The following is a 12,034-nucleotide window of genomic DNA, read 5'->3' on the forward strand; positions in this document are numbered from 1 at the left end:
TTCAGCAAGTGACTAGTTATTCTACAAAGGTTCAGCATGGTTCAAAGCAGGCGGGTTTCTCGCTGATTGAACTGGTTATTGTGATCGTTATTTTAGGTATTTTGGCTGCGACCGCACTGCCGCGTTTCTTAGATGTGACCGACGAGGCTAAAGTGGCCAGTTTAGAAGGTGTTGCGGGTGGCTTCGCCACCGGCGTATCGTTAGCGAGAGCGCAATGGGAGGCCGAAGGTCGGCCCAGTGAAAATGGCAAAAATGCGGTGCTTTACGATACTCAAAAAGTCTATTTAACCACCCCTAGCAGTGCCCAAGTGAGCAATGGCAGTGTGGCCCCCGGTTACCCGATGACCAGTGATGATGAAGACGTGGATCCAGGCTCGCTGTCGGGCGACAAATGTTTAAAAGTGTGGGACGCAATATTGCAGAATCCTGCTCGCGCCACCGCTAACTTTGGTGACGTGGCCAGCGAAGGCGATTATTACAAATACTACACCACAGTGACGGGTTCAGCGGAAGCGAGCCGTTGTATTTTTTACCAAGTTAACTCCTTGGCAAAAAATAGCGGCGGTAGCTATGATGACCCTGGCAGTGATGAAGCAAGCTATAACAATTTTACTTACCAACCCGCAGCCGGGCGGGTATTTACCAATATTTCTAACTAACTATCTTAAATCAATAATTTTCTAAGGAAATAGAAATGAAAACAACTAAACAGCAAGGTTTTACGCTTATTGAATTGGTGATTGTGATCATCATCTTAGGTATTTTGGCGGTGACAGCAGCACCTAAGTTTTTGAACTTGAGCAGTGATGCTCGCGCGTCAACAATGAAGGGCTTGGAAGCTGCGATAAAAGGCGGAGCAAACTTAGTTTATAGTAAAGCGGCAATTGCTGGAGAAGAAGCTAATGGTGATGCAGATGCAGCGCTGACTGATCCAGCTGTTGATGTACGTTACGGCTATCCTGATAGCACCGCGTTTGCTGATGCTCAAATTCTTTTATGGCTAGACGTTGCGCTAGTTGATTGGGACATCGATGGTTCTGATGCCCGTGACGGCGACGTTACGTTTGTACCAGCTGGTTTTACTCCAGCCGCTGATACTTGTGAAGTGATTTATACTCCGGCTGTAAATGCAGGTGATAGCCCGGTAGTTCAAACTAATACTGACGGTTGTTAATTTTTAAAGGCTAGCTTCGGCTAGCCTTTATTCTCAAACTTAATCACTCTTGGCATTACCTCGAAGTCCTCACCCCCGACACTCTGGCTTCACCTTAGTTGAGCTAGTGATTACGCTTATCTTAATTGGCATCTTAGCCATAACGGTTGTTCCTAAGTTCTTTCGCAGTGGTTTTGCTGAACTCACCTTACGTGAGCAGTTGTTAAGCCGTTTGCATTTGGTGCAAACCCAAGCGATGAACCACTACCAAGATTGCTTTTTTCTGCAAATCGACAGCAATTATTACTTCTCAGGTGAGCTGGCCCCTTCTGGCAGTTGTATTAGCTCGATCAGTGAGCTAGAAGACGTCTCCTTTTCTGATGAACTACAAGTGAGCCAAGGCGTGATCAAGTTTGATGGTTTAGGCCGCGTCAGGCTGGCTGATTCTAGTTTGTGTAGCCAATTTCCTTGTCAAATTAATGTGCAGGGCGATGCGCTAGAGCGCATCATTATTGAAAGTGAGGGCTATATTCATGCGCCCTAATCAGCCACTACCACTACGCGCGGGCTTTACCTTGATAGAGCTGATTATTGGCATTGTAGTGCTGGCGATAGGTTTAGTGGTGATTACCTCATTTTTAGCACCGCAAGCGGTACGCAGCATCGACCCAATTTATCAGGTGCGCTCAGCAGAGCTGGGCTCAAGCTTAATGAACGAAATCCTTACCAAGTCATTTGATGAAAACTCTGACCATACCGGCGGTGGCCTTTGGCGCTGTGGAGAGAGCGGTCAAGCTGGTTGCACGGCGGCCAGTGACTACGGGCCAGAGGGTGAAGCCCGTGACCAGTACAACGATGTTGATGATTACCATACCGGTGGTGCTTTTATCGCTATCGACGATAGCTTAGCCAGCGGTTTAGCCGATATTTACCGCAACTTTAGCTATCAAGTGAGCGTAGATAGTTCAGAGCACGGCGCTAGCGCTGCTAAACGCATCGACCTAGTAATCAAAGCCCCCAACGGGGAAGGCTATGCCTTTAGTGCTTATCGGTGGAATTACTAATGGCAAAGTCGCAAGGTTTTACCCTCATCGAACTGGTCATTACTATGGTGTTGTTGGCCATTTTAGCCATCGCCACCAGTGATTTTATTCGCAGTGGAGCGCTGATCTATCGGCAAAGCGCCGATCGCCAAGTACTGGTGAGTGAAGCGCGTTTTGCCATTCAGCGCTTAAGCCGAGAGCTGCACAATAGCTTGCCAAATAGCGCCCGCTTAGATGCCAACAGCGCAGGCGACCCTTGCTTAAGTTTTGTGCCAACCGTGGCTAGCAATACCTATATTAATGTGCCGCTGATACCCAATGCTGCTGCCTCAGCCAGTATGGTCACCGCGCCCAATCAGCCAACGATTTCAGCTCAAGGCTCCCATTGGTTGAGTGTTTATGTGCTCGGCAGTGATGAAGTACTCAACAGCGATGGGCGTTTACAGGATGCTTTTTGCACTTCCTCCCGCGGTAAAGCCTTATGCATAAATAGCATTAGCAATGATGCCAGTTCCGGGCTTAGCACCGTAAATTTTGCGGGCCCTATCGAGTTTATTAGTGATTCACCCGCGCAGCGGGCTTACATTATTACTGAGCCCGTTCGCTATTGTGTAGAGGGGGCTAAGCTGGTGCGTTACCAGCCAGCGGATGCTGATGACGGTATAATGATGGCAAGCAAACTTGAGCCTAATAGTGCTACTCAACCTTTTCAGGTGGTACAGCCTAGCCTTACTCGCAATGGCTTGGTCAATTTACGTTTACGGTTTGTCGAAAAAGATGAATTTGTGGAATTTAATCATGACATCGTTATTCTCAACCAACCCTAGGCGGGGGCCGCTTAAGCCAAGCTTTGCTAAGCAGCGGGGCAGCGCCTTGGTGATCGCGATTTTTGTGATAGTGGTGATGGCATTAATTAGCGCAGGCCTCACCGTAATGTTTCAAGATACTTCGCGTAATGCTGCTTGGGATGTACTGGGCAGCCGCGCCAACTTAGCCGCCAACTCAGGTTTAGAGCAAGCCTTATCAGAGCTGTTTCCATTAAATGCTGCCGCCGATGCAAAAGGCCTGTGCAGCAATGTGTCGGGGGCGTCGACTCTTAACGGTGATGGTTTTGCTAACTGCAGAGTGAGCGTGACGTGTAATAGTAACGACATTAGTCAATTAGACGCGCGTTTTTTTGAATTAGAAGCCACGGGGTCCTGCGGTTCAGGTGAGGTAATAGTGCAGCGAATTCAACGTGTGCAAGCTCGGAGCGCCTTATGAGCATCACTTTTAGGCTCCTGTTAACGTTACTGGGCTGGCTAGTGTTTAGTGCTAGCCATGCAGATTGGAGCGATAGCTTTGTAGAAGGAGTTAATTCTTATACCAGTGATGGAGAGATCGAGTTTGTTTGGAGTGCCAAATTGTATGGCGCACCCAACAATAGAAGGTTGCCGGCCAACGTAGTGACTGACCCATCAAGTAATGCTTGTGTGAAAAGCAATGGCCAATCAGGAGAGTGTCGCGAAAAAGGAACAAGTGACCCCTTAGCGCTTAAACCTGATGGGATCCCGTTATTTTCGGAGTGCCGGTCTACCAGTAACGATAATATCTCTCCTGAATGGAGTGATAGTATTGAGTTATCTGAAGGTGAGTACGGTGATATTTACATCGATGTTCGCGACAGTTTTAAGTTTGTTGACGATGGCGGCGTATATAAGATAAAAAATTTGACGGTTAATAACGGTACTGTCGAATTTGCAGCTGGCCAATATTGGGTTGAGAGCCTTACCTTAAATTATGGTATTAACGTTATTTTGCCTTCTTCTGGCTCAGTGGTGTTTTTTATCGAATCGGATTATCGCCACAATGGCGATAATGTTGGTGATGTGAGTAAGCCTGAAAGCCTGATTTTCTATTCTTATGGCAACTTTGTGCAAAATGGTGGCTCTACACTAAATGCCTTTGTTTTTAGTGAGCAGTCGGCCTCATTAGATGGCAGTGCGACTCTAAATGGCGCAATTACCGGGGATGATGTCTTACTTAATGGCTCAAGTGAAGTATCGTTTCAAGACCGAGCCAGCTTGATTGATGTGACGCCAAACTGTGAGTCGGCCAATACGCCGCTCTCTTTACAGTTTGGCACTGCCGGAGCGGGGCAAAATGGTGGCTCGGTGACCTTTGACCAAGCTTACCAAGACAAACCCTTAGTATTTTTAATGGCACCGATAGAAGCTGCAGACCCAAATGATGATGGGCCAGTGGCTGCCATTCTCACCAGTGTTAATCAAGATGCAGGCAGTGGCTTGTGGACCGGTTTTACTTGGGCAAGGCAAGAGCCTCCTTACAACAGTACAGCTTCCAAAAATATACAAGCGCTTGACTGGGTAGCTGTCAATGAAGGAGAGCATGTCTTAGAAGATGGTACTGAGCTTAGAGCGGGTACCATTAGTACAAATACAGCGTTTCCTTTTCCGGATAGAGATTACGTGAACGTCGATATGCCCAGTAACCTCTCAGTAGTACTGCACCAAAAGCAATCGCGCAATAACAACTGCTGGTTAACCTCCAACTCTGAATATAACAATAATGGTATCCGCCTAGCTATTGATAGCAGTGAGGTTTATCAGATTTGGTATTTTGCTCGTTATTGTGAGTCGCAAAACACTTCAATTTTTTACACCGACTTGCAAGAGGAAACTGTTGCTTACCTTGCCACAGAGCCAACGGTTGGGGCTATCACGGTAAACGGTGAAACCATCAATTATCAATTTGGCAATTCACTCACTCATGGCAGCGGTGGCAGCACGCTCACTCCGGCAGCCACTTGTAATTACACAACTGCTTACCAAAACAACCTATTTGCTACCCCCCCTATTTTGGTGGCCAGTAAGAATGAACGGCGTGGTAATAATGGCGGCTGGTTACGGCGCTGCCAGCATAATGCGGCTAATTTTTCGATGATAACCGAAGAAGATCAGTATAGAGATAATGAACGAAACCATTTAGCTGAAAGTTTTAGTTATATGGCATTTAGTTCTTCACAAACCGTACTCAACCCAGGCTTGAATATTCTTGCTAATGACCTTGGTTTAACGTGCGATATCCATCAATTTACTATTCAAGCCACCTTAGATGGCCAAATTGACCAAACCTTCCAAGGTACAGTGAGTATTACTAGTAGCAATAATGCGGGTAGCTGGTCAAATATTAATGGCCAAGGCAGCTTGGTGCTTGGTACTAACCCTAGCCAAGCCAGTTATACTTTTGCCACCGCTGATGCAGGAGAAGTGACCTTAGGTTTGCTCAATCCATTAGAGGGCGAAATCACGGTTACCGTTAATGACGGTGCCATAGAGGCAACTAAGCAAGTTACTTTTAATACCTATGGTTTACGCGGTGTATTAAGCGGTGCATGGGGGGAAAATCCACATAAAGCCAATACCAATTTTAACCTAGAATTGACCGCTGTAGGTAAAGATCCTGATGGTGGTGCGGGCTGCTCGTTGATTGCCAATTACCAAGGCACCAAAGACATAAGTTTTTGGACCAGCTATAACCAACCTTCTACGGGCTTTAGCCAACTCGCGGTAAGGGATCAAGTGAGCAATAGCTTTGTTGATGTTGCCACTAATGAGGCCTCAAGAACGGTGGTAAAAACCATCTTTAGCGGTGGTAGTGCAAGCGCTGTTGTGAAATACCCCGATGTAGGCAAGTTGGCGATTAACTTTTGGGACGAAGTTGGTACCGTTGTTGATGATAATACTCAAGACTTACAGGGCAGTGTCAGCGCTGAGCTTATACCTGATAGGTTTGTCTGGCAGTCTATCAGTAACGAAGACGGTGAGTTAAACCCAGAAAGCGATAACCATGATAGTCAGTTTGCAAAGTCGGGCTTGCCATTCTCATCTTGGTTGGTAGCCTTAATCGCCGATTGTACCCCCTCCTCTGCAACCAGCAGCGAATGTAATGCGCGAAACTTTGTTGCTGATACCACTAAGTTACAAATAAGCGCCGAACTGGCTAGCCCAGTAAATGGCGAAATGGGTGAATTTATAGCTGGGGTATTCAACAGTGATTTGAACCAAGCTGATGGCGCCATTCCGATTAAAGATAATATCTGGAAAGAAGTGGGCAGTATCAGATTGCTTGGCCACGTTAGTGAGTATTTGGATTACGACTTAAATCCGCTTAGCTCTATCTACAATGTTGCTGAGGCATCGAGTGAGGTAGGGATGTTTTATCCCCATCATTTTGAGTTAAGTCAAGCCAGTATTGTGGCTGCATGTATCGCTGGAGATTTCAGCTATATAGGCCAACAAGCGCAGCAATTAACTTGGCAGCTCCAGGCAGAAAACGCCTTTGACGATATTACGGTTAATTATTCTGACGGAATATACCCGGTGGTGGCTGTTGCCGATAATGCTGATGATTGGCGCTTTGTGAGTAGTTCGGTTATTGAAGATTTTGATGATGGCTTTACTGCTGAAAGTACCACCGAAACTTGGCAAGATGGCATTTTCTGGCAGCAAGACTTGCTATCTGGTTTGGCTAAAACCGTCCAAACCCAGTCTCCAGTTATTGATGGTGCGGTGGGTTTATATTTTAACCACTTTGATTCCGGTATCAGTTCAGACCCTAACCGAGGTGGTTTTGTCTGCGGTGAGGATAGCGATAGCGGCTTTTATTGTGAATTAGGTATCGCACCGAAATGGCTACACGGGCGTATAACACCGCAAAATAGTTTTGGCTCCGAGTTACAGCCCATCGCGGTAACCAGTGAACTGCAGTATTTTGATGCTGGTCGCTATGTACGAAATACTGATGATACCTGTAGTGATTTAACGCTTGCTACTTTAGATTTCACTCCCAAGCGTAATGCGACTACTGCGGAGGTGGGCAATGGTAGCTCTACGGTTGCTCTTCGTAACCCAGGTATCGCTAATCAAGGCCTTATTTGGGTTGATTTTTCTGCTCCTGGAGATAGCAATGTAGGCCAAGTAGATTATTGGTTTAATCTTGAATCTGAACTGAATTGGCTGCGTGATGATTGGAACGGCAATGGCAGTTTTGACAGTGCAGACGACCAAGCGGGCGCGGGTGAAGTGACCTTTGGAGTGTTTCGCCAAAGTGACCGAGTCATTTATCGCAGAATGGTATATTAAGTGAACGTTGTTTGAAAAACGTCCAATAGGGCTCGAAGATTATGTGAGTTGTAGTTGATAGGCTTCACTATCCTGCTTATCACGCTAGAGTATGCTTGCTCATCGGGGCTGGCATTGGTAAAGTGAGCCAAGTTTTAAATCGCGTATAATCGATACTATCTCTCAGGATTTACCCAGCTATGTTTAAAAAGCTTCGAGGCTTGTTTTCTAACGATTTGTCAATTGACTTAGGAACAGCGAATACACTTATTTATGTTAAAGATCAGGGGATCGTGCTTAACGAACCTTCAGTAGTTGCGATTCGTCAAGAGCGTGCTGGCAGCCCGAAAAGTGTAGCGGCCGTTGGCCATGCCGCCAAGCAAATGCTGGGTCGAACTCCGGGTAATATTTTAGCTATTCGCCCGATGAAAGACGGTGTGATTGCAGACTTTTATGTGACTGAGAAGATGTTACAGCACTTCATTAAGCAAGTGCACGACAATAACTTTTTGCGCCCAAGTCCACGCGTTTTAGTATGTGTGCCTTGTGGTTCAACTCAAGTTGAACGTCGAGCGATTCGTGAATCAGCCATGGGAGCGGGTGCCCGTGAAGTGTATCTGATTGATGAACCCATGGCGGCAGCAATTGGCGCTGGTTTACCTGTATCTGAAGCAACCGGTTCTATGGTGGTCGATATTGGTGGTGGTACTACTGAAGTGGCTATCATCTCACTAAATGGCGTGGTGTATTCTTCATCAGTGCGTATTGGTGGTGATAAGTTTGACGACGCTATTATCAACTACGTGCGCCGTAACTATGGCAGCCTGATTGGTGAAGCAACCGCTGAACGTATTAAACATGTGATTGGTTCTGCTTATCCTGGAGACGAAGTGCGTGAGATTGAAGTACGCGGTCGCAACCTTGCTGAAGGTGTGCCAAGAAGCTTCACCTTGAATAGCAACGAAATCTTAGAAGCCTTGCAAGAGCCGCTTTCAGGTATTGTTAGTGCAGTGATGGTGGCTTTAGAGCAAAGCCCTCCAGAGCTTGCATCGGATATTTCTGAGCGTGGTATGGTACTTACCGGTGGTGGGGCTTTAGTGCGTGATTTAGATCGTTTATTGATGGAAGAAACGGGGATACCGGTAGTGGTTGCCGATGATCCTCTTACCTGTGTGGCCAGAGGTGGCGGTAAAGCGATTGAAATGATCGACATGCATGGCGGCGACTTATTCCACTACGAATAAGCAAGGCCACGTGGTGAGTGCCTATGCGTACTCACCACTTAGATTTATCTCGTTTCCACACTACTTAGACAACTAAATCAGGTTATGTCCGATGAAACCCATCTTCGGCCCAGGTCCATCTTTAGAGCTTCGCCTCCTTCTGGCGATCGTGTTGTCACTCTCCCTCATTTTTGTTGATAGTAAAGTCTCTGCCTTTAAACAATGGCGAGTATATTTGCATTCCGCGGTAAGCCCCTTGCAATACATTGCTAATATGCCGGGGCAATTAATGGATTCGATGTCCAATCAAGTGGTGACTCGTCAACAATTAAAGCGAGAAAACAGCGCGTTAAAAGAGCAGTTATTGTTAAACCGAGCAGACCAACTATTAATGGAAAGCTTGGCCAAGGAAAATACCCGATTGCGCGCCTTGTTGAGTTCGCCAATACGTAACGACAGTCGCAAGCTGGTGGCTGAAATTATGGCGGTGGATTCTGACCCTTTTTCTCATCAAGTTGTGCTGGATAAAGGCAAGCTTGATGGTGTATTTGAAGGTCAACCAGTGATCAATGATGTTGGGGTTGTGGGGCAGGTACTGCACGTGGGTACCACCACTAGCCGCGTATTGTTAATTACCGACTCTAGTCATGGTATACCGGTAAGAGTGGCGCGTAATGATATTAGAGCGGTAGCCACAGGTACCGGGGATTTAAGGCGCTTGCAGTTACCGCATATTCCTAGAAGTACCGATATCGGTGAAGGCGATGTCTTAGTCACATCTGGCTTAGGCGGAATGTTTCCTGAAGGCTATCCGGTGGCGGTGATTAATCGTTTTGATTATCAAGAAGGCAAGCCCTATGCGGATGTATTTGCAACTCCAGTGGTAGAGTTAGACCGTTTACGCTATTTGTTGTTGATTTGGCCATGAGCTTAACGACCCCCATGAAGGCAGTAAGATGATAGAAAAAATTAATGGCCGAGGGGCGATTATTGGTAGCCTGTTTTTAGCCTTAATACTGGCAATTATTCCCTTGCCCCTAGAGGCCGATTCATTTCGTCCTGATTGGGTTCTATTGTGTCTATTTTATTGGGCGATTGCTCTGCCTCACCGCAGTAATGTAGGCATGGCATTTTGTGCCGGTTTTATTTTAGATGTGCTATTAGGCTCAACACTAGGGATCCGCGCCTTGTCTATGTCGATAGTGGTGTACTTAGCGGCGTCTAATTTTACCCGTTTGCGAAACTTCTCGGTATGGCAACAAGCCTTGGTGGTTGGCATATTGGTTACGCTGGCCAAATTAGTGATATTTTGGGCTGAATACGTAGTGCAAGACGTACAGTTACCCGTGGGTTATTTCTATTCGGTGATTACTTCAGCTATCGCTTGGCCTTGGATATTTCTACTCCTACGTAAGTTACGCCGACAGTGGAAGATGTCGTGAGGCAAAGCCATCGCTTAGTATTAGCCTCAGCCTCACCCAGAAGGCAAGAATTATTAACTCAGTTAGGTTGGGAGTTTTCAGTCGCGGCGGCCGATATTGATGAAACACCACAAACCGGTGAGCCGGCTCAGCACTTGGTGTGTCGCTTGGCTGAACAAAAAGCCTACGCTGTGTATCAGCAGCAAAAAGAAAAATCAGCGGTATTGGGCTCTGATACCATCGTGGTATGCCAAGGAAAAATCTTAGGCAAGCCGGTGGATCAGTTAGATAGTTTGAAAATGCTAAGCTTACTGAGTAGTAAACAGCATCAAGTGATGACGGCTATTTGTCTATATGTTGATGGTAAAGCCGATACCCAATTAATTACTACCGAGGTATTTTTTCGTCAGCTATCAGAAAGTGAAATGCGTGATTATTGGTTAAGCCAAGAGCCAATTGATAAAGCCGGAAGCTATGCGATTCAAGGGATTGGTGGTAAGTTTGTAGAAAGAATTGAAGGTAGTTACAGCTCAGTGGTTGGGCTTCCGCTGGTCGAGACCGACCGTTTACTTAATTGTTATTTAACTCGCTAGGTTATTATGTCAGCAGAATTATTGATTAACGTTACTCCTACTGAAACTCGTGTTGCGTTAGTTGATAGTGGGATTTTGCAGGAAACTCACGTAGAACGAGATGCTCGGCGAGGAATTGTCGGCAATATGTACAAGGGCCGGGTAAGCCGTGTATTACCGGGGATGCAAGCCGCTTTTGTTGATATAGGCTTAGAAAAGGCCGCTTTTCTGCATGCCTCTGACATTGTCCCTCATACCGAATGCGTAGATGTTACTGAACAAGAACATTTTCAGGCTGGCAATATCGCAGAGTTAGTGCGCCAAGGTCAGGACATCATGGTGCAAGTGGTAAAAGACCCACTTGGTACCAAAGGAGCCCGTTTAACTACCGACATTACCTTACCTTCACGTTATTTGGTATTTATGCCTGGCAGCAGTCATGTGGGGGTTTCTCAGCGCATTGAAAGCGAGGAGGAGCGGGAACGTTTGAAGGATATTTGTGCCGGTTATGTTGATGAGCTGGGCGGCTTTATTATTCGTACAGCGGCTGAAGGTGTCGGCGCCGATGAGCTAGAGCAAGATGCAGCCTTTTTGAAACGTGTATGGCGCAAAGTGTTACAGCGCAAAGAAAGCTCAGCCAGTAAAAGTAAGCTATATGCTGAACTGAATTTAGCATTACGTATTATTCGTGATTTTGTGGGGACTCATCTGGACAGAATCCGTGTTGATTCGCGCGAAACTTATGAGCAGCTGATTTCTTTTAGCGCTGAGTTTGTTCCAGAGTTTACCGAGATATTAGAGTACTACGCCGGTGACCGACCTATATTTGATTTGTTTGATGTTGAAAACGAAATTCAGCGGGCGCTAAAACGTCGCGTCGATTTAAAGTCAGGCGGTTATTTGATCATCGATCAAACCGAGGCTATGACCACTATCGACATTAATACCGGTGCGTTTGTCGGCCACCGTAATCTAGAAGAAACTATTTTTAATACTAATATTGAAGCGACTCAGTCGATCGCTCGACAATTACGGCTGCGTAATCTAGGGGGGATTGTCATTATCGATTTTATCGACATGATCGATGCCGAACACCAACGACGAGTGCTACACAGTCTTGAGTTGGCGCTAGCCAAAGATCGCGCTAAAACCAATATTAGTGGCTTCTCGCAATTAGGTTTAGTGGAGATGACCCGTAAACGCACCCGAGAAAGCATTGAGCATATTTTGTGTGGTGAGTGTCCAACTTGCCGCGGCCGAGGCACTGTAAAAACCGTCGAAACCGTCTGTTATGAAGCCTTACGGGAAATTATTCGAGTCAATAGAGCCTACGATGCCGATAACTTTATTGTTTACGCCTCAACCAAAGTTGCCGAGATGCTGATGGGGGATGAGTCACATAGCTTAGCTGAATTAGAGGTGTTTATTGGCAAGCAAGTCAAAGTTCAAACTGAACCTATGTACAGTCAAGAACAGTTTGACGTGGTATTGATGTAGGG

General features: G+C 46.3%; 12 protein-coding genes. All 12 read left to right on the forward strand.

Features of this window, described 5'->3' with window-relative positions; genetic code table 11:
• Window positions 1-8 precede the first annotated feature (8 nt).
• The 12 genes from ACVFI8_RS14025 to rng all read left to right on the forward strand — a co-directional run bounded on the left by ACVFI8_RS14025 (window position 9) and on the right by rng (window position 12,032).
• Window positions 9-659 (forward strand): pilus assembly FimT family protein, encoded by a 651-nt coding sequence (locus tag ACVFI8_RS14025; RefSeq protein WP_457871682.1) that lies wholly within the window; start codon window positions 9-11, stop codon window positions 657-659.
• Window positions 660-694: 35 nt separating this feature from the next.
• On the forward strand, window positions 695-1,174 hold the full coding sequence (locus ACVFI8_RS14030) for a prepilin-type N-terminal cleavage/methylation domain-containing protein (protein WP_457871683.1): 480 nt from the start codon (window positions 695-697) through the stop codon (window positions 1,172-1,174).
• A 49-nt stretch (window positions 1,175-1,223) separates the two neighbouring features.
• Entirely contained in the window at window positions 1,224-1,697 is a 474-nt protein-coding gene (locus ACVFI8_RS14035) for a pilus assembly FimT family protein (RefSeq protein WP_457871684.1), read from the forward strand.
• Window positions 1,687-2,217, forward strand: coding sequence for a type IV pilus modification PilV family protein (locus tag ACVFI8_RS14040; RefSeq protein WP_457871685.1), 531 nt, complete (start codon window positions 1,687-1,689; stop codon window positions 2,215-2,217). The genes ACVFI8_RS14035 and ACVFI8_RS14040 overlap by 11 nt, the downstream gene beginning before the upstream one ends.
• A complete protein-coding gene (locus ACVFI8_RS14045) occupies window positions 2,217-3,023 on the forward strand; it encodes a PilW family protein (RefSeq protein WP_457871686.1) in 807 nt (268 codons plus the stop codon). Before ACVFI8_RS14040 ends, ACVFI8_RS14045 begins: the two co-directional genes overlap by 1 nt.
• Complete coding sequence (locus tag ACVFI8_RS14050; protein WP_457871687.1) at window positions 2,995-3,459, forward strand: MSHA biogenesis protein MshP; 465 nt, start codon at window positions 2,995-2,997, stop codon at window positions 3,457-3,459. The genes ACVFI8_RS14045 and ACVFI8_RS14050 overlap by 29 nt, the downstream gene beginning before the upstream one ends.
• A complete protein-coding gene (locus ACVFI8_RS14055; protein ID WP_457871688.1) occupies window positions 3,456-7,340 on the forward strand; it encodes a DUF6701 domain-containing protein in 3,885 nt (1,294 codons plus the stop codon). Before ACVFI8_RS14050 ends, ACVFI8_RS14055 begins: the two co-directional genes overlap by 4 nt.
• A 179-nt stretch (window positions 7,341-7,519) precedes the next feature.
• Window positions 7,520-8,563 carry a rod shape-determining protein gene (locus tag ACVFI8_RS14060; protein WP_016400728.1) on the forward strand — a complete coding sequence of 348 codons (1,044 nt, stop codon included), beginning with the start codon at window positions 7,520-7,522 and terminating at the stop codon, window positions 8,561-8,563.
• Window positions 8,564-8,654: 91 nt separating this feature from the next.
• Window positions 8,655-9,470 (forward strand): rod shape-determining protein MreC, encoded by an 816-nt coding sequence (mreC, locus tag ACVFI8_RS14065; RefSeq protein WP_248712940.1) that lies wholly within the window; start codon window positions 8,655-8,657, stop codon window positions 9,468-9,470.
• 28 nt (window positions 9,471-9,498) lie between these two features.
• A complete protein-coding gene (gene mreD / locus ACVFI8_RS14070) occupies window positions 9,499-9,984 on the forward strand; it encodes a rod shape-determining protein MreD (protein ID WP_248712939.1) in 486 nt (161 codons plus the stop codon).
• Window positions 9,981-10,556 (forward strand): Maf family protein, encoded by a 576-nt coding sequence (locus ACVFI8_RS14075; RefSeq protein WP_248712938.1) that lies wholly within the window; start codon window positions 9,981-9,983, stop codon window positions 10,554-10,556. Before mreD ends, ACVFI8_RS14075 begins: the two co-directional genes overlap by 4 nt.
• 6 nt (window positions 10,557-10,562) lie before the next feature.
• Window positions 10,563-12,032, forward strand: coding sequence for a ribonuclease G (rng, locus tag ACVFI8_RS14080; RefSeq protein WP_248712937.1), 1,470 nt, complete (start codon window positions 10,563-10,565; stop codon window positions 12,030-12,032).
• Window positions 12,033-12,034: the final 2 nt, after the last annotated feature.

The organism is Agarivorans sp. MS3-6, from assembly GCF_054112545.1.